Here is an 18,241-nt window from a genome sequence, read left to right as displayed (position 1 = left end):
CGTCCCTGCCCTCTCCGTGCGGCGTTCGTCCTATAAGGCATTGTAGAGACTTTTCACGGCTACAGGGATATTGCCGGTGAACCGTATTTTCGCAGCGATGCTGGCCCTCGGGCTGGCCGCGCTGCCCGCCAATGTGGCGGCGCAGACGCGCATCAAGGACATTGTCGACGTCGAGAACGTCCGGCCGAACCAGCTGGTCGGCTATGGCCTCGTCGTCGGCCTCGCCGGCACCGGCGACCGGATGCGCAACGCACCCTTCACCGAGGAATCGATGCAGGCGATGCTCGAACGGATGGGCGTCAACGTGCGCGGCACGCAGATGCGCACCCAGAATGTCGCCGCCGTTTCGATCACCGCCACGCTGCCGCCCTTCGCGCGGTCGGGCAGCGCGGTCGACGTGCAGGTTTCCGCACTCGGTGACGCCAGCAGCCTTCAGGGCGGGACGCTGATCGCCTCGCCGCTCCGTGCGCTCGACGGCGAAATCTATGCAGTCGCGCAGGGCCCCGTCGCGGTTTCCGGCTTCGAGGCGCGCGGCCAGGCGGCCAGCGTCAGCCGCGGCGTCACCACTTCGGCGCGGATCGCGGGCGGCGCGATCGTCGAACGCGAAGTGCCCTTCGCGCTCCGTTCGGCCACGAGCCTGAAGCTCGCGCTGCGCAATCCCGACTTCACCACCGCCGAGCGGATCGCAGGCGCGATCAACGCGCGCTTTCCCGGCACTGCGCAGATGCTCGACCCCGCGACGGTCGAGATCGCACCGGCGCAGGGCTCGCCGGCCTCGGTGATCGATCTCGTCACGCAGATCGAAGAGCTGCGGATCGATGTCGATCAGCCGGCCCGGATCGTCATCAACGAAGCCTCGGGCACGGTCGTCATGAGCAACGACGTCAAGATCAGCCCCGTCGCGATCGCGCAGGGCGGCCTCACCGTCACGATCAGCGAGACGCCGATGGTGTCGCAGCCCAACCCGCTCGCCCAAGGCGAGACGGTGGTCGTCCCCCGCACCCAGGTGGGCGTGGACGACGGCGGCGGCGCCTCGCTCGCGATCGTCGAAGGCGCGTCGCTCCAGTCGCTGGTGAGCGGGCTCAATACGCTCGGCGTCTCGCCCCGTGATCTCATCACGATCCTTCAGGCCGTGAAGAGCGCCGGCGCGCTCCAGGCGGAGATCACCGTACAATGACCGGACCGATCGGGCTTCCCCCCGCCGCGGGGCCGCAACTCCCCGGCGCCAGTGCGGCAACGCCGCCGAACGAAACCGCACGCGATTTCGAAGCCGTGTTCCTCGGCCAGATGCTGCAGCTGATGCTGGAAAGCGTCGAGACCGGCGAATTCGGCGGCGGCAGCGCCGAAGGCATCTATCGCGGCATGCTGGCCGAGAAGCTGGGGCGCGAAGTCGCCTCGCGCGGCGGAATCGGGCTGGCACCCGCGGTCATGGACCAGATCCTCAAGCTCCAGCAGGCAGGCAGCGAATGACGCGCGAACTTCATGATGCAATCGTTTCGATGACGGCGCTGATGGAAGAGGAGAGCGAACAGCTCGCCCGCTCCGCCCGAGTGCCCGAACTGCCCGAGATCGCGTCCGCCAAGTTGCGGCTGGCGGGGAAGATCGAGAACGAAGTCGCCCGGCTCGGCCGCGAGACTCCCGACTGGATCGAGACGCTCGACGACGAGCTGCGCGCGGAGCTCGCCGACGCCAGCCAGGCGCTGCGCGACGCATCGCTGGTCAACGCGCAGGTGCTGAAGCGGCAGATCGAACTGTCGGTGGAGATGATGGAGGCAATCGCCGCCGAGGCGAAGCGCCTCACCGGCACGCGCAACGCCACCTATGGCGCGCGCGGCGCGCTGGGCGGCATCGACGCGCCCGCACCCATTTCGATCAACACGCGCCTGTAACCTGGGGGGCGGCCCCCGCCGCCTTCCACCCGCTCCTGACCGACGTGCCGAAGGCGCCCGCACGCATGCGGACGCCTGCATCAGCGTTGAGTATCGATCCCGCTTCACCCGCGACGCTTGCCTGCCGCAAGCGGAAGCAGCGCGCCGGCAGTGCTGCCCGGGCTTAACCGCTGCGGCCGAGCGCCTTGCGCATCAGATCCATCTGCTTGCGGTAGAGCCCTGCCATCGCAGTGAAATCCGCCTGCAGCTCGCCCATGCGGAGCAGCTGGTCTTCCAGCGTGACATTGTTGCCGTCGGGCTTGGTCTCGGCGATGTCGGTGTCGAAGATGACACCGTTGGCGCCGGCCGGCTGCACCGCCCCCAGGCCCTGCATCGCATCGGTCAGCATTACGCGCGGCGCGGCGACGCGCGGCGTGCCGCCGGCGCCCTGCACCAGGCTGGAAAAGTCCGGCGCCTCGAGTTCGCGCCCGCGATAGCCCGGCGTCTCGCTGTTCGCGATATTCTGTGCGAGCACCTGCTGGCGCTGCGACATATGCTGCATGCTGGCCTTGATGCCGGCCAGAACGGGGGGCACGTCGCGCATGATTCAGAATCCGAAGCTGGTGTTGGGAGTGGCAAGCCGGTTGAGCGCGGCCTGATAATTGGCGAGCTGCGACTGTTGGCGCGCAGTGGAACCGCCCTTGCGAAGCGCGCCCGCCGTGCCGTCGACCATCATCGCCTTGGTGTCGTCCCAATAGAGCGAGCGATAGGCGGTCTGGCTCATCGAAACCGCCTCCTTCAATTTCTTGAGCGACAGCTTGGCGTCGTCGAGCGTCGAGAGGTTGAACGCATGCGTCAGGCCGAGACCGAAGCTGCCGCCCGGTCGCACCTTCGGCGCATCATCGTCCACCGGCGGCGGCACGACGATCCGCTGGGCATCGAGGCCCAGCTTGGAAAGCGCGTCGCTGCCCTCCGGGCCCGCGATCAGCTCGATCGAATTGCCCGCCTTGGGATCGATCCGCAGCGTCCGCTCGCCATCCACCAGCGGCGTCGTGAGCTTCACCTTGGACCCGGTGATCGTGCGCAGGCGATCGGCGAGGCTCTTTAGCGTATCGTCTTCGCCGATGGTGATCTTGCGCACCGTGCCGTCGTTCACGCGCACGGCGAACTGATCGCCCGCACGAAGCGCGGTCTGCGCGACGAGCTTGTCGGAAACCGGGGGGTTTATCGGCCCGGCGGCGAAGCCGAGCGCGGAAACTGCGCTGTCGGCGCTCTTTGCCACGGCGACCTGCACCGGCTCGGTTCGCAGCTGCGGCTGGCCGAACTGAGTCACGCCCGCGACCGTGCCGGTGGCGGCGTCGATCCGTGCGACGAAGCCGTCGACGGCGCCGCGGCGAGGATCGCCGCCGAGCGCGCCCGTCGTGCGGCCCCCGGCATAAAGCGTGCCATCGAGGAAGGTCAGGCTGTCGACCTGATCCTCCTCGGCCGTCGCGAGATAGGTGACCCGCGCCGAGGCGAGCCCCGCATCCAGCGTCGCGACGAAGCCGTCGCGGCCGCCGCCGGTGCCGTTGACCTGCGTGCCTGCCAGCGCGGCCGACGTCATGCCGCCGACGGCGATGCTGCCGTCCGCTGCCACTGCCAGCGCCCGTGCATCGGCGGTGCCCAGATCGATGCTCGCAAGATCGGTCGCCAGCGAGCCGCCATCCATCTTGCGGACGGAGGCCACCCCGTTGGCGTTCATCAACGCGAGCAGGTTGCCGTCGCCGTCCACCGCGAGCGAGGTGATGCGCTCGCTGCCGCCGAGATCGATCTTCCGCCGCTCGGTAATCCGGCCGGAGGCATCGAGCCTGGCGAGATAGGCGTCGCCGCCGTTCCCGGAGGCGCGGCCACCCACATAGACGCTGCCGTCGCTTCCGACGGCAAGCGCCTGCGCAACATCGGCGCCGGCGTTGCGCACCACCGTGGCGAACTCTTCGTCGCCGTCGGCGGTGAAGCGCGCCACGAGCATGTCCCCGTCGGTGCTCGCACCGTCGAAATTGCCGTTGACCGTGCCGGCGACCGTGACGCTGCCGTCGGCACCGACCGTCACGGCCGCGCCTTCGGAGGAACCGCCCGCGCCGAGCCCGCGCTGCCAGAGCACCCGTCCCTGGGAATCGACTTTGGTGAGGAAGAGATTGTCGTCGCCGTCCGAGCGGATCGCGCCGAAATCGCCCGCGGTCGTGCCGACGATATAGCTGTTGCCATAGGCATCGGTGGCGATCGCCGCCGCATCGGTATCTGCGTTCACGTCATAATTGGGCGGGGGCGGCGGCTCGTCGCCCTTCTTGACCGGCAGGACGAGCTTGCTCGGCGGCGCATTCTTGGCGAGCAGCTCGGCGCGCTCGGTGGCGACGCGATCGAGCGAGGAGATGCCGGCGATCGTCGTGCGCGACGCCGCGCCTGCCGGATCGTCGATCCGGAAAACCTGGGCCGAGGTGGGCGCATCCAGCGCGGTCTGGCCGGCGGCGACGATCAGGCTGTCCTTGGCGCTCGCTTCGGTGATCGCTACCTGCTCGACCCCCATCGGCGTCTTGATGTTGAAGCCCCAGCCGTCCTCCCCCTTTTCGGGAACAAAGCGGACGAGCCAGCGCGGCTGGGTTTCGCCGTTCGCATCGAGATATAGGCTGCCGTCCGGATTGCGCATCGGCACCGCGGCGATCGCCTGGTTGAACGCGTCGGCGATCGAATCCAGCGTCGGCGGCTGGGGACCGGTCGCGAGATCGACGGTGATGCTGTCGCTCCCGCCGGGCTTCGACAGGGCGATGGTGAACTTCTCCTGCCCCGTCAGCCCCGGAATCGCATCGGCCCGCTGCTCGACGAGCATCGGGCCCTTCATCGCATATTTGTCCGGAGCGGCGATGCCGACGCTCTTGGTATAGCGGCTGGGCTGGCCGAAGGCGATGTTCACCTGATCCGAAGGCGCCTTGGAGAGGAAGGTCTCGAGATCGGTCATGCCTTTGGCGAAGGCAATCTGCATCGACTTGCGCTGCGCATCCGAGGCAGTGGTCGACGCCGCCGCCTCGGCGAGCGTGCGCAGGCGATCGAGCGCCTTATAGGTAGTGAAGCTCGTCTGGATGTCGGGCGGCAGCAGATCGACGCCCGTGCCGGACTTGTCGATGATCGTCCGCATTGCCTTGATCGCGGAAAGCTGCGCCGAGAACGGCAGCCTGTCCGCCGGCTGCTTCCACGGCGGCGTCGTCGGCTCGGCTGTGAACTGCGCCTTCGCCGTTCGCACCGCGCGGCTCTCGAACGCGATTCCCGCGCCCACCGTCGCGAAGGCGTTGCCGCCCGTCATCAGGCTGAGGCCCACCAGGCCGTTCGACAAATTTAGCGTCATCTCCGCGAGCCCATTCTCTTTCCCCCCTTCTATAATAGAGGGGTGCGCGCCCATGCGGGTGCGCGCGGACGCAATTTTCAGGGAAGTTGCATGACCGTGATGACGCCGGTGGCCGAGCCGCCCGAACTGAAGCGATTCTCCGGCCCCCAGCGCGCCGCCGCACTGATGCTGGCGCTGGGCAAGGACCATGGGGCCCCCATCTGGGAACAGCTCTCGGTAGACGAGATCAAGGAGCTTTCGAGCGTGATCGCCGGGCTGGGCCGCATCCCCGCGGCGGTGGTGGAGCATCTGCTGGTCCAGTTCACCGGCGAAGTGTCGAGCATGGCCTCGCTGCACGGCAGCTACGAGACGACCGAGCGGCTGCTGACCAGCGTGCTGCCGGGCGACCGCGTGAAGGAGATCATGGAGGATCTGCGTGGGCCGAGCGGCCGGACGATGTGGGACAAGCTCTCCAACGTATCCGAAACCGTGCTCGCCGGCGCGCTCAAGCAGGAATATCCGCAGACGGTTGCAGTGATCCTCTCCAAGCTGCGCGCCGATCATGCCGCACGCGTGATCGCCGAACTGCCGCGCGACTTCTCCACCGACGTCGTGATGCGCATGTTGCGCATGGAGACGGTGCAGAAGGAAGTGATTCAGCAGGTCGAGCAGACGCTGAAGACCGAATTCATGACCAATCTGTCGCGCACCAACAAGCGCGATCCGCATGAGGCCATGGCCGAGATGTTCAACGCGCTCGATCGCTCGACCGAAGAGGCGATGCTGACCGCGCTCGACGAAAAGGCGCCCGAGAGCGCCGAACGCATTCGCGCACTGATGTTCACCTTCGAGGATCTGGGCAATCTGCTGCCGGCAGCGATCGCGGTCATCGTCCGCAATGCGGACAAGCGCGAGATGGCGCTGGCGCTGAAGGGCGCCCCGGAAGAGATGAAGAATCTCTTCTTCGGCGCCATGACCGAGCGCGCCGCCAAGCTGATGCGCGAGGATATGGCCGCGATGGGCCCCGTCCGTGCGCGCGACTGCGAGGAAGCGCAGACCGCGCTCGTCCGTCTCGCCAAGTCGCTTGCGGATCGCGGCGAGATCCTGCTCGTCGATCCCAAGAGCGACGATGCGATGATCATCTGAGGAGTCGGCGATGAGTCTGCACGTTCAGCGCTTCGCATTCGATCGAGTCTTCACGGCCGCCATGCCCGAGAGCGAGGCGCCGCGCAGCGATCTCACGCTCGAGCTCGCGGCGCTGCGCAAGGAACTGGCGGTGTTGCGCGCCGACCACGAAGGCGCGCTGGCAATGGCACGGGCCGACGGCTTCGAGGCAGGGCTGACTCACGCCCGCACCGAACGCGACACTGCATTGCTGAGCGCCGTTGATTCGCTGCAGGCGGGCATAGAGGCGCTCGACGGCCAGTTCGCCGAGACTGCCGAGCGCCTCACCGGCGAAGCGACCGATGTGGCGCTCGCCGCAGCCGAGCTGCTCGCCGGACGCGCGCTCGAAGCGGCCCCCGCGGCGGCGATCGACGGCGCGATCGGGCGCGTGCTCGAACAGGTGGCACGCGGCACCGAACTGCTGATCCGCGTCCATCCCGATCTGGTTTCCGAGATCGAGGCACGGATCGCCGACCGCCAGAGCAAGGACCGCCGCCGGCTGAATTTGGCCGTCGTGCCCGATCCGGCGCTGCTCCCTGGCGATGCGCACATCGTTTGGGAACAAGGGGGCCTCGTGCTGGATGCCGCAGCGCGGCGCGCGGAAATCGCGGCCGAGCTCGAGACGCTGCTGCCCAAGGACCTCTAGCCCTGCTCATCGGCTGCCGCTGCCCTCCGCGGGCGGCAGCCCCGACCTGCCCGGACGACCGCGGCGGCCCGTGCCGCCGCGGTCGAGCCATGTTCGGCATGTGCCGGACCCAAGCCCGGCAAAAATTTCCCACCCGGCAGAATCTGCCGCCGCCGCTCCTCCTATAAGAGAGCTATCGGGCCGCGTGCCCAGGGTATCCGGCGAATGGCGGGGCGATCTTGGAAGCAATCAGAAAATTCGCGGAGCAGCTCGGGCCCAAGCGGCTGATGCTGATGGGGGGCGTCGCACTGGCGCTGCTGGCGGCGCTCGCATTCGTGGCGACGCGCGGCTCGGACCCGCAGATGGGCTTTCTCTACACCGATCTCGATCCCGGTGCGGCGCAGACGATCGTCGAGAAGCTGGAAGCGCAGGGCGTCGAATACCGCCTCTCCGCCGACGGCAGCTCGGTGATGGCGCCGCAGGACCGGCTGGCCGAGCTGCGCATGAGCCTGGCCGGCGAACGGCTGGGCGGCGCGATCGGCTATGACGTGCTCGACCAGGAGGAATCGTTCGGCGTTTCCGCCAGCCGCGCCAAGCTGAACGAGACGCGCGCGATCGAAGGCGAGCTCGTCCGCTCGATCGAGAGCCTCGAGAGCATCGCCCGCGCACGCGTCCATATCGTCATGCCCGAGCGGGCGATGTTCGCCGCCGAGCGGCGGCCCGCCTCGGCCGCCGTGACGGTGAAGACGCGCGGCCGCCTGCCCGCCGAAACGATTGCAGCGATCCGCTATCTCGTTTCGTCCTCGGTGCCCGAGCTGTCGCCCGAGTCGGTTTCGATCGTCGATCAGTCGGGCGCGCTGCTCGCTCGCGCCGGCGATCCCGATGCCGCCGTTGCCGGCGACGCCGACGCACGCCAGACGCAGGTCGAGACGCGGATGCGCGACGAAATCGAATCGCTGCTCGAGCCGATCGTCGGCCAGGGCAAGGTGCGCGCCGAGGTTTCCGCTCAGATCGATCGCGACGCCACGCGCGAGGAAGCGAATATCTTCGATCCGGATACGCAGGTGATCGCCCGTCAGGTGACGGTCGAGAACGGCAGCCAGGACGAGGAGAACGGCGCCGCGCCTCCTGCCGCCACCGTTGCCGAGCAGCTGCCCGAGAACGAAGGCGCTGCAGCCGGCCTGCCCGGCGAGAGCCGCCGGTCGGCGAGCAACCAGACGTCCGAGGACACGACCTATCAGAACAGCTCGCGCCGCACGGTCACGGTGCGCGCGCCGGGCAAGGTCACGCGCCTCACTGTCGCGGTGATGGTCGATGGCGGCGAAGCGGGCCTGCCCGCCGAACAGGTCCAGCGGCTGACTCGCCTGGTCGAGAACGCCGTCGGCATCGACGCCGAACGCGGCGACAGCGTGGTCGTCGAGAGCATGGCCTTCGCACCGGTCGAGGATCTGGCCGAGGGCGAGAACAGCTTCCTGTCGCTCCTTTCCATGGATCGAGTGTTCGGGCTGCTTCAGCTGCTCGTGATCGCCGCTGCCGGCTTGATCGCGCTGCGGATGCTGAAGCCGAAGATCGCGCCCGCCGTGGCCGAACCGGCGATGATCGAGGAACAATCCCCCGAGATGATCGCGCTGGCCGGCCGCGCCGCCGAAGGCGATCCCGAAGCGCAGCAGGAGCTCGCCGCACTCGAAGCCGGCCGCCAGCATCCGATGCTCGATCAGGAGATCGAGATGGCGCAGGTCGACGGCCGCATCAAACTCTCCGCGCTGAAGCGCATCGGCGACGCCATCGCCGCGAGCCCCCCCGAGGCCGCGTCGGTGATCCGCCACTGGATGAACGCCTGAAGGAGCCCCGTACGTGGAACCGCACGATATCATTCCCGCCGAAGCCGCCCCCGCCGAGGAAACCGGTGCGCCGATCCTCGAGGATTTCGACGCCGCCCCGGAACGCGAGGCGCCTGGCGCCGGCACGCCGGAGGAGCTGGAAGCTGTTCATGACGTCCCGGTGAAGGTGCAGGCCGTACTCGGCCGCACGCGGATGCCGGTGGGCGAACTGCTCCAGCTTGGGCCGGGCCATGTACTCGAACTCGATCGGCGGGTCGGTGAACCGGTCGACATCTTCGTCAACGATCGGCTGATCGCACGCGGCGAGGTTGTGCTGATCGACGGCGCACTCGGCGTGACGCTCACCGAAATCGTTCGGGCGGACCGCTGATGGCCGGACCGATCCGTATGCTGCTGGTCGGCGCGCCTGGCGGCGAATTCCGTCTTGCCGCCGAGCTGGCGCGCGATGCGGGTGCCGAGGCCGCGATGGCCGACGGCCCTGCCGAGGCGCTGGCACTGCTGCGCGAGAGCGGCTGCGATCTGGTGATGTTCGATGTCGGGCTCGACATCGTCGGCTTTCTCGAGCGGCTTCGCGCCGAACGCTTCATCGTTCCGGTGCTGGGGTGCGGAGTCGACGCGCCCGCCGAACGCGCGGTCGCGGCGATCCGCGCCGGCGCGCGCGACTATGTGCCGCTGCCGCCGCAGCGCGAACTGATCGCCGCAGCGATCGCGTCGGTCGTGGCGCGCCGCGTGCCGCGCGGCCTGGGCGAACACCCCGCCCTCATGCGTGCTACCGAACTTGCGGTCGCAGTGGCGCCGAGCGGCGCGCCCGTGCTCGTCACCGGGGAGAAAGGCACCGGCAAGGAAGTGATGGCGCGCGCCATCCACGCCGCCTCGGGCCGTCCCGATCCGCTGCTCGTCGTCGAATGCTCGGGCGTCGCCGCCGAAGTGCTCGAATCCGAGCTGTTCGGCCATGAGGAAGGCGCCTTCCCCGGCGCAATAGCGCGTCGTCTGGGCCGGCTGGAAAAGGCAGGCGAAGGCACGGTGCTGCTGCGCGAAGTCGGCGCCGTGGCACCGGCCACACAGGCGAAGCTGCTCGGTGTGCTCCAGGAACAGCGCTTCCGCCGCGTCGGCGGCGCCGAGCTTGTGCCGTTCCGCGCCCGGATCATCGCCTCGACCGGCATGGATCTGGAAACGCGCGTCGCCGAAGGGGCCTTCCGCGCCGATCTTCTCGCGCGGCTCGGCTTTGCGCGCATCGAGGTTCCGCCGCTGCGCGCGCGCGGCGACGATATCGCGTTGCTGGCGCAGCATTTCGCCGAAAGGATGGCGGTATCCGACGGGCTTCCGTTCCGGCCGCTGAGCGACGCCGCGCTTGCGCTGCTGCGGCGCTACAGCTGGCCGGGCAACGTTCGTGAGCTCGAGGATGCGGTGCACCGCGCCGTGCTGCTCGCCCGCGGCGCGCGGATCGAACCCGAGGATCTGGTGCTGATCGACGGATCGCGGATCGCGGAGCGCGACGCCGGTGAAGGCGCCTCGCGGCTCCAGGTCGAGAACCTCGTCGGCCGGACCGTCGAGGAAGTCGAGCGCGAACTGATCCTGCAGACTCTCGAGCGCTGCCACGGCAACCGCACCTCGGCATCGAGCATCCTGGGCATTTCGGTGCGCACCATGCGCAACAAGCTCAAGAGCTTCGTCGAGGCAGGCATTGCCGTGTCGCCGGCCGCCTGACGAAAACATCCAGTCGCCACGCTCCGGCCTCTCTGTGAGTTCGGCTGCAAAAGGTTCGAGATCCGCTGATGCCTCCCGCCCTCACACAGTTCTTCGATCGCATGGGTGCCAGCCGCGACCTGGCGCTGGCGATCGGCGTCGTCGCGATCATCGCGATGCTGATCCTGCCGATGCCGGCCTGGCTGCTGGACCTCGGCCTGGCATTCTCGATCACCATCTCGGTCATGATCCTGATGACCGCGCTGTTCATCGACAAGCCCCTTGAACTGTCGTCCTTTCCGACGATCCTGCTGATCGCGACGATGCTGCGGCTGGGCCTCAACATCGCCTCGACTCGCCTGATCCTCAGCCACGGCCATGAGGGGCCCGATGCCGCGGGCGGCGTGATCGGCGCGTTCGGCGAGTTCCTGATGGGCGGCCAGGTGGTGATCGGACTCACCATCTTCATGATCCTCGTGATCATCAACTTCGTGGTCATCACCAAGGGTGCGGGCCGCATCGCCGAAGTCGCGGCGCGCTTCAGCCTCGATTCGATGCCCGGCAAGCAGATGGCGATCGACGCCGATCTCAACGCCGGCATGATCGACGAGGAGACCGCGAAGACCCGTCGCGCCGAAATCGAAGCCGAAAGCGGCTTCTACGGCGCGATGGACGGCGCGTCGAAGTTCGTGAAGGGCGACGCGATCGCAGGCCTCATCATCACTGCGGTCAACATTCTGGTCGGGCTGGGCCTCGGCGTGTTCGCGCATGGCATACCCCTGGGCGAGGCCTTCTCCACCTACACCATCCTCACCGCCGGCGACGGACTGGTCAGCCAGATTCCCGCACTGATCGTCTCGGTCGCGGCGGGCCTGCTCGTCTCGAAGGGCGGCATGAAGGGCAAGGCGGGCAAGGCACTGAGCGATCAGCTCGGCCGTCACCCCAAGGCGTTCGGCATGGTCGCCTTCCTGATGGGCGCGCTGGCGCTGATGCCCGGCCTCCCCTTTCTGCCCTTCATCAGCTTTGCGCTGCTGGCCGGCTGGATCGCCTGGAAGATGAGCAAGAAGGCCGAAGCCGAGGCGGCACAGGAACGAATCGCCGAAGCCGTTGCCGCCGAGCAGCAGGCGATCGCCGAACAGCCGATCGGCCAGACGCTGGCGATCGACGCGGTGCGCATCGAGATCGGCTATGCGCTGCTGCCGATGATCAACGACGCCGAGCGCGAGCCGCGGCTCGACGATCAGGTCCGCGCGCTGCGCCGTCAGATGGCCACCGAATATGGCTTCGTGCTGCCGTCGGTCCGCATCATCGACAACATGGGCCTGAAGCCCAACGAATATGTCCTCTACATCAAGGAGACCGAAGCGGCTCGCGGCGAAATCCGGCTCGACAAGCTGCTGCTCATCAATCCCGGCGGCGGTCCGTCCGGCCTGCCGGGCGAAGAGACGCGCGAGCCCGTGTTCAACCTGCCGGCGCTGTGGATCGATCGCGAATTGCGCGACGAGGCGGGTTTCCGTGGTCTCACCGTGGTGGATTGCGGCACGATCATCACCACCCACCTCACCGAGCTGGTGAAGGACAATATCGCCGACCTGCTTTCCTACACCGAGACGCAGAAGCTGCTGACCGAGGTCCACAAGGAATCCGAGAAGCTGGTGGCCGACATCGTGCCGTCGAAGGTGTCGATCTCGAGCATCCAGCGGATCCTGCAGAACCTGCTCGCCGAGGGCATCTCGATTCGCGACATTCCCACGATCCTGGAAGGCATCGCCGAAGCGGCGCCGCTCACCAACAACCTCACCCAGATCACCGAGCATGTGCGCGGCCGTCTCGCCCGCCAGATCTCGGCATCGCAGGTGCGCGGCGAGGCGATCCCGATCGTCACTCTCTCGCCAGACTGGGACGCAGCCTTCGCCGAGAGCATCGTCGGCTCGGGCGACGACCGCCAGCTCGCCATGGCCCCATCGTCGCTTCAGCAGTTCATCGCCTCGGTGCGCGAGACCTATGACCGGCTGGCGCAGGACGGCGAAATCCCGTGCCTGCTCACCAGCCCGGCGATCCGCCCCTTCGTCCGCTCGATCATCGAACGGGTGCGGCCGGCGACCGTGGTGCTCTCGCAGAACGAGATTCATGCGCGCGCGCGGATCCGCGCACTGGGGTCGATCGCCTGAGCGCCCGCGGAGGCGTCAATTCTCCTATAATGAAAGGCAGTGCCGCATCGGCACTGCGAACGAGGGGCCGCATGCAGATTGCCGACGTGAGTTTCGCACCGGGCTCCAAGCCCATGCCGGCGGCCGCGACGATCGGCCAGCCGGGTTTCGGAGCGCTGCTGGGGATGCAGCAGGGCATGCCGCCGACGACGCAGCCGACGCCGCTTCCCGGTATGATGACGACGGGCGGGATCGCCGGTCCGCAACTCGGCGGCCTGATCCAGATCGCAACCGTCGAAAGCACGGTGGCAGTTCCGGCCGTGGTTCCCGGCACGGTTCCTGCCGGCACCGGCGCTTCCCCCGCCGCGCCGCAGCCGGCGGACGGAACGCCGATCCTTGTCGAGCCCAACCTGTCGACCTCTCGGACCGCCAAAAGCGACCTAGGCCTGCCGACCGCAGCCGCTCCCGACGTGCGCGACGCTGGCGCGGCGAAGCAGGCCGCAGCGTCACCGTCGCTGCCGGAACTCCTCGCAAGCGCATCGAAGCTGCCGACGGCGCAACCCGCTTCAGCTCCCATGGCGAGCAAGCCGCCCATGGCTCGCGCTGGAGCGACGAAGGATGGGCTCGCGCCCTCGCTGCCTGGCACCTCGGATATGACAGCCGAAACCGCGCCCCCCGGTCCGCTCGGGGAAACGCTCCTCGCCGCGCCGATCGCCGCGACGGCGGAGGAAGCCACTCCCCTGCCCGACGGCACGACCGAGGCAGCGCCTGAAGAACTTGCTGGCAACGGTGACGAGCAGCTTGCGCCGCAAGCCGCTGCACTCGCCATGCCGCCGGTGGCGCTGCCGCCTCGCGACCCCGCGCAACCGCCTGCCACCAGTGCCGCCACGCCGACCGCCGGCGGTGCTGCGGTGCCGGCAGCCGCAACCGATCTTCCGGCTGCCGCACCGGCTCCCGCCGATGCGGCAGCGGGCGGCATGAGCGCGGGCGAGATGCCGCAGGCCGAGCTGCCCACGGGTGACGCCAATTCGCGGCCCCAGCCCGAGTTAGCGGCGCGGATGCGCGATCCCGCCGCGCCGCTGGCTCCGCCGCCGGTACAGACGGAGGCGAGCACGCCCGCTTCGCCCGCTCCGCAACCGGCGAGCGCCGCTCCGGCGCCCGCGCGCGAGCCCAGCGTCACTGCGCGGCCCGGCGTGTTCGGCCGTGAACTGGGCGTAGAGATCGCGCGCGGCGTCGCCGGCGGCGAGGATGTGGTGCGAGTGCGGCTCAATCCCGCCGAACTCGGCCGGATCGACGTAACCCTTGCCTTCGAGGACGGCGCCCTGCGCGCGACGGTCCGTGCTGAAAGCCTCGCCGCACTCGAACTGCTGCGCCGCGACACCGCCGATCTGGGCCGCGCGCTCGACCAGGCAGGGGTTCGTTCGGACGCGCAAAGCTTCCGCTTCGAGAGCCGCGCCGGCGACGGCGGCCAGGGTCGCTCGGGGGGCCAGCCCCAGCCGAACCACACCGGCCGCAACGCTGATCCCGAACCGAGCGCGACCGAAGCGCCGCGTCCCACCCTGCGCGGCACCGGCCGCGTCGATCTGCTCGCCTAGGAGGCTTTCGCAATGACCGTTTCGTCCGCCACAAGTGCAGGCCTTACCCCCGAGACCAACTCGTCGATCGGCAAGCTCAATGCCGATTTCGACATGTTCCTGAAGCTGCTGACCGCGCAGATGCAGAATCAGGACCCGCTCGATCCGATGGATACGGCGCAATATACCGAGCAGCTGGTCCAATATTCGCAGGTCGAGCAGGCGATCGAGCAGACCGCCACGTTGAAGGAGATGCTTGCGGGCATGGGCTCGCAGGATCTGCTTCAGGCTTCGGCACTGGTCGGCAGCACGGTCGAATATGACTCGCCCGACGCGGCGCTGGGCGATGCTCCCGCAGCCTGGAGCTGGTCCGCCGATCGAGCCCCGGCCAAGCTGGTCGCCACGCTGACCGATGCGAGCGGACGCACGGTCGAGACGCGCGCCATCGATCCAGCCGCCAGCGGACAGCTCGCCTGGGACGGCACGCTGACGAATGGCGGCACGGCGCCGGCCGGCACCTACACGCTGAGCCTGAAGGCAGAGGATACGAGCGGAAACGCCATCCCTGTCGCTATTCACGGCATCGGTACCGTGTCCGATGCGCGCGGCGGCAACGGCGGCACCACGGTCGGCATCAACGGACTTCAGGTTCCTGTCGGCAAGCTCGTCCGCATCGGCGGCGGCTGATCGGTCGACGCGCTGGCTAGGTAAGAACACCTACCGCACTCATACGGTAGGTATCGGCTTGGATACTATTCTATACTGAGGTGTGAGATGCAGGGGTCATAAACCGATCCCCTCGATGACTTCTGTATCTCTGCCTCCATACTGAGTTTCGTGTTCGTATCGAGGATTGCGCGGCAGGCCGGAACCCCATCCGGCCTGCCGTTTGCGATTCCGGCCAAAGCCCTGCGCCGGCAGGCCCCGAATGCGCAAAAAAAACGCCGCGACATCCCATCGGGCGCGCGGCGCATTGCTGGCAACGAGATCTACCGGTTAGCCGAGCGACATCGCATCGGCCTCCGGCCAGGACGGCAGGCGGCGCGACGAGGCCGCCGGAATCGAACGCAGCAGAATTGCGCGCGCGGCAGACGGAAGCCCTCCCTCGACAGGGCCATCCCCGGCGGCGGCGGCGGCGGACCGAATTTCTTCCACGACGAAGTCGCTTGCGGTGCAACCTGCGACCGGCGCGGGAGCGGTCAGCATCGCGATGCAGTCGCTGATCGAGGGATCCTCACGCGGACCAAGCGTATCGAGCACATTCGCGAGCGTCATGCCCGGGGCCCGCAGCGCGCGCTCGGCCGCCGCTTCCCAAAGGGCGTTCATATCATCGACGCTCAGCGTGAGCGTGACCGTGTAGATCGGCGTCGTAGTGCCCGGTACGATATCGGAATCGTTCGGATCCATTCTCCACCCCCTTTACGCTTCGGCGCCAACCCCGCGCCCTCACAAGCTCAATGCCCGTGCCCCGGTTCTACGCGTATTCAGGAGAAATCCCTACGCAAGCGACTTCGGGGTTAATGAATTCGTGCCTCGGCCCTTCGGCTGAGCTCGCGGGCATGCGCCCCCACCACGCAGAGTTCGGCGTAAAGCCGGTCCCAGAACGGAGCCGGGATCTCGAGAGCCTCGCTTTCACCCGGCTGGCGCAATGCAAGCGCGACGCACGGATCGAGCAACAGATGGAACTGCATCCCGAACGCTCCGTCGACGAGCTCGTCGGGCAGCGGATGCGGCACCGAAAGACGCGCAGACATGATATAGCCGGCAAGGACATCGGCGCCGTAGCCGTCGAGCAGGACTCGCGAGCACTCGGGCAGATCGGGCCGTTCCAGCACGATCAGCGCGCCGGAGGGATGCTCTTCGACGCTCAGGCGCAGACGATCGCCCAAGGCGTCGGTGATTTCACGGATACGGGGAAACAAGCGAACCTCCTGGCTATCCCCATTATAGAGGGGACGTGGAGGGCGCGGGCGCCGGAGCGGCGCAAAGGAAAGGGCCGGAGCGGTTTCCCGCTCCGGCCCGAGGTGTCCGCGCTTCCAGGGAAAAGCGCGATACGCCCTTAACGGAACAGCGACGTGATCGTCTGCGGCGCCTGGTTGGCGATCGACAGAGCCTGCACGCCCAGCTGCTGCTTGACCTGCAGCGCCTGGAGGTTCGCCGATTCCTTCGCGAGGTCGGCGTCGACCAGGTTGCCGATGCCGGCTTCGATGACGTCAGACAGCTTGTTCGTGAACTCCATCTGCGCGTCGATCTTGTTCGAAGCGGCACCCAGCGTGCTGAGCTTGCCGTTCACGGCAGTGACCTGCGTGTCGATCACGGTGACCATCGCCTCGGCCTGAGCGGCCGTGGTGAAGGTGCCGCTGTTCGACGCGTTGATCGCGGTCGTCACTGCGCCCATGTCCTGGTTCGCCACGTCGAGCGTCGCCGCCGCCGTGTCGGTCGACTGAAGCGCAGCCACCGTGCCGCCCGAAGCCTTCAGCAGGTTCGTGCCGTTGAACTCGGAGGAGTCGATGATCGTGGTGATCTGCTCCTTGAGCGCGCCGAAGTCCTTGGCGATCGCAGCGCGGCTGGTCGCATCGAGACCCGCGTCCGAAGCTTCGGTCGCCTTCGCCTTCATCTGGTTCAGAAGGTCGGAGACGCCCTCGGCGCCGGCAACTGCCACGTCGACGGTGCTCTTCGCGCGAGCGAGCGAGGAGTTGACCGCCTTGAGGCTGCCGACATCACCACGCAGGGTCTGCGCGATGGTGTACGAAGCGGAGTCGTCCTTCGTCGACGACACGGCCAGGCCGGTGTTGATGCGGCTCTGGGTCGTGGCGAGGCCCTTGTTGGTCTGGTTGAGGCTCTGGAGAGCCGCCATCGCGCCGACGTTGGTGTTGACCGAAAAACCCATGTTCTTGTCCTTCTCGGAATAAGACCGCTTCTGCGGCCTGAGCCGGTGACGCCGGCTCGCGACGGAAGCTCTTGCGCATCCGCAAGTCCATTCTGGAAAGACTTTTCGACGCGACAAAACGAAGTGCTTCTTTTTTTTGCGGTATACTCTCAATTAACTTGAAGAACCGGAAAAGTTTTCCTAGCGGCAACACGGATGCGGCAAAAATTGCCTGGTTTAGCTGATTTTCACTGCTCGGCTCGCGTCCCAACCAGTGCCTGCGCAAGCGACGAAATGAAAAAAGCCGGCCCCGCCCTGGTGGCGGAGCCGGCTCAGATTGCGACCGTAGCGCCGCCCGTCAGAACGGGAAAAGCGCGTCGTAGATCTGCTGCCCCCAGCGCGCCTGCTGCGCCTCGGTCAACTGGCCGCGGCCGCCATAGATGATCCGCGCTTCGGCGATCTTGCTGTGCTGGATCGAATTGTCGCGCTCGATATCCTGCGGCCGGACGATGCCCGTGACGATCAGCTCGCGCATCTCGAAGTTGACGCGCACTTCCTGTCGCCCGCGCACCATCAGATTGCCGTTGGGCAGCACCTGGGTGACGATCGCTGCCATCGTCATGTTGACGGTTTCCGAGCGCGCGGTGGTGCCGCCACCGGCGTAGCGCGAACCCGATTCCGCCTCCACCAGCTGCGACGGATCGACGTTGCCCGGCAACACGTTCGCGAGCGGCGTCTCCAGTCCCAGCAGCGCGGTGACGCCGCCCGACTCGGATCCGCCGCGGGTCCGCGAGGTGTTGTTGCCCAGATTCGCCTGGTCGGCGATCTCGATCCGGATCGTGAGAATATCGCCCACCGTCGCCGCGCGCTGGTCGCGGAACAGGCCCCCGGCACCGGTGCGGAACAACGATGCGCTTGGCGCCGAGGCGATGGGCACGGCGCGGCCCGAGCGATCGGCCGGCGCCGCCAGCGAAGGTTCGAACGCGGGCGCAGCGACCGGCTCCATCGCAGTCAGCTGGGGCGCCCTGCCCACCTGCTTGAGCCGACCCACCGCGCCGCAGCCCGACAGCGTGGCGCCGAGCGCCACGATCGCAATTGCTTTCTTCATC

The 18,241-nt window shown here is 67.7% G+C and carries 17 protein-coding genes; 11 read left to right on the top strand and 6 right to left on the bottom strand.

Annotation, left to right across the window (positions count from 1 at the left end; translation table 11 throughout):
• Window positions 1–97 precede the first annotated feature (97 nt).
• From ACQ450_RS15120 to ACQ450_RS15110, 3 genes are read left to right on the top strand one after another with little or no spacing between them, the layout of a single operon-like run.
• Window positions 98–1,177, top strand: coding sequence for a flagellar basal body P-ring protein FlgI (locus tag ACQ450_RS15120; RefSeq protein ID WP_188056586.1), 1,080 nt, complete (start codon window positions 98–100; stop codon window positions 1,175–1,177).
• Window positions 1,174–1,470, top strand: coding sequence for a rod-binding protein (locus tag ACQ450_RS15115; RefSeq protein ID WP_188054523.1), 297 nt, complete (start codon window positions 1,174–1,176; stop codon window positions 1,468–1,470). Before ACQ450_RS15120 ends, ACQ450_RS15115 begins: the two co-directional genes overlap by 4 nt.
• The gene (locus ACQ450_RS15110; protein WP_188054522.1) at window positions 1,467–1,889 is read left to right on the top strand and encodes a flagellar protein FlgN; all 423 of its coding nucleotides are present in this window, start codon (window positions 1,467–1,469) and stop codon (window positions 1,887–1,889) included. Before ACQ450_RS15115 ends, ACQ450_RS15110 begins: the two co-directional genes overlap by 4 nt.
• 163 nt (window positions 1,890–2,052) lie before the next feature.
• Here the strand turns inward: ACQ450_RS15110 and ACQ450_RS15105 are convergent, their stop codons facing one another.
• Window positions 2,053–2,472, bottom strand: coding sequence for a flagellar basal body protein (locus tag ACQ450_RS15105; protein WP_188054521.1), 420 nt, complete (start codon window positions 2,470–2,472; stop codon window positions 2,053–2,055).
• A 3-nt stretch (window positions 2,473–2,475) separates the two neighbouring features.
• Window positions 2,476–5,244, bottom strand: coding sequence for a hypothetical protein (locus ACQ450_RS15100; protein ID WP_431469892.1), 2,769 nt, complete (start codon window positions 5,242–5,244; stop codon window positions 2,476–2,478).
• A 90-nt stretch (window positions 5,245–5,334) separates the two neighbouring features.
• Between ACQ450_RS15100 and ACQ450_RS15095 the strand changes: the two genes are divergently transcribed.
• From ACQ450_RS15095 to ACQ450_RS15060, 8 genes are all read left to right on the top strand, one after another.
• Entirely contained in the window at window positions 5,335–6,369 is a 1,035-nt protein-coding gene (locus tag ACQ450_RS15095) for a flagellar motor switch protein FliG (protein WP_431469891.1), read from the top strand.
• A gap of 10 nt (window positions 6,370–6,379) precedes the next feature.
• Window positions 6,380–7,033: a FliH/SctL family protein gene (locus tag ACQ450_RS15090; protein WP_431469890.1), complete on the top strand. Its 654-nt coding sequence runs from the start codon at window positions 6,380–6,382 to the stop codon at window positions 7,031–7,033.
• 266 nt (window positions 7,034–7,299) lie between these two features.
• The gene (gene fliF, locus ACQ450_RS15085) at window positions 7,300–8,853 is read left to right on the top strand and encodes a flagellar basal-body MS-ring/collar protein FliF (protein ID WP_223177086.1); all 1,554 of its coding nucleotides are present in this window, start codon (window positions 7,300–7,302) and stop codon (window positions 8,851–8,853) included.
• 13 nt (window positions 8,854–8,866) lie between these two features.
• A complete protein-coding gene (gene fliN, locus ACQ450_RS15080) occupies window positions 8,867–9,223 on the top strand; it encodes a flagellar motor switch protein FliN (RefSeq protein ID WP_188054516.1) in 357 nt (118 codons plus the stop codon).
• Entirely contained in the window at window positions 9,223–10,560 is a 1,338-nt protein-coding gene (locus tag ACQ450_RS15075) for a sigma-54-dependent transcriptional regulator (RefSeq protein WP_431469889.1), read from the top strand. The genes fliN and ACQ450_RS15075 overlap by 1 nt, the downstream gene beginning before the upstream one ends.
• A gap of 68 nt (window positions 10,561–10,628) precedes the next feature.
• Entirely contained in the window at window positions 10,629–12,710 is a 2,082-nt protein-coding gene (gene flhA / locus ACQ450_RS15070) for a flagellar biosynthesis protein FlhA (RefSeq protein ID WP_431469888.1), read from the top strand.
• A gap of 71 nt (window positions 12,711–12,781) precedes the next feature.
• Entirely contained in the window at window positions 12,782–14,284 is a 1,503-nt protein-coding gene (locus ACQ450_RS15065; RefSeq protein ID WP_431469887.1) for a flagellar hook-length control protein FliK, read from the top strand.
• A gap of 12 nt (window positions 14,285–14,296) precedes the next feature.
• Entirely contained in the window at window positions 14,297–14,950 is a 654-nt protein-coding gene (locus tag ACQ450_RS15060; protein ID WP_188054512.1) for a flagellar hook assembly protein FlgD, read from the top strand.
• 309 nt (window positions 14,951–15,259) lie between these two features.
• On the opposite strand, the gene ACQ450_RS15055 is transcribed toward ACQ450_RS15060, so the two are convergent.
• The 4 genes from ACQ450_RS15055 to flgH all read right to left on the bottom strand — a co-directional run bounded on the left by ACQ450_RS15055 (window position 15,260) and on the right by flgH (window position 18,240).
• Window positions 15,260–15,670, bottom strand: a complete 411-nt coding sequence (locus tag ACQ450_RS15055; RefSeq protein ID WP_431469886.1) for a hypothetical protein — start codon at window positions 15,668–15,670, stop codon at window positions 15,260–15,262.
• A gap of 110 nt (window positions 15,671–15,780) precedes the next feature.
• The gene (locus ACQ450_RS15050) at window positions 15,781–16,185 is read right to left on the bottom strand and encodes a hypothetical protein (protein WP_188054510.1); all 405 of its coding nucleotides are present in this window, start codon (window positions 16,183–16,185) and stop codon (window positions 15,781–15,783) included.
• A gap of 137 nt (window positions 16,186–16,322) precedes the next feature.
• Complete coding sequence (locus tag ACQ450_RS15045; protein WP_431469885.1) at window positions 16,323–17,153, bottom strand: flagellin; 831 nt, start codon at window positions 17,151–17,153, stop codon at window positions 16,323–16,325.
• 337 nt (window positions 17,154–17,490) lie between these two features.
• Window positions 17,491–18,240, bottom strand: a complete 750-nt coding sequence (flgH, locus tag ACQ450_RS15040) for a flagellar basal body L-ring protein FlgH (RefSeq protein ID WP_188054508.1) — start codon at window positions 18,238–18,240, stop codon at window positions 17,491–17,493.
• Window position 18,241 lies beyond the last annotated feature (1 nt).

The sequence above is a fragment of the Sphingosinithalassobacter sp. LHW66-3 genome (assembly GCF_050703275.1).
In the GTDB taxonomy this organism is placed as follows: Bacteria; Pseudomonadota; Alphaproteobacteria; order Sphingomonadales; family Sphingomonadaceae; genus Sphingomonas.
Note: the sequence above shows the minus strand (reverse complement) of the source record. Positions and strands in the feature narration are given on the sequence as shown.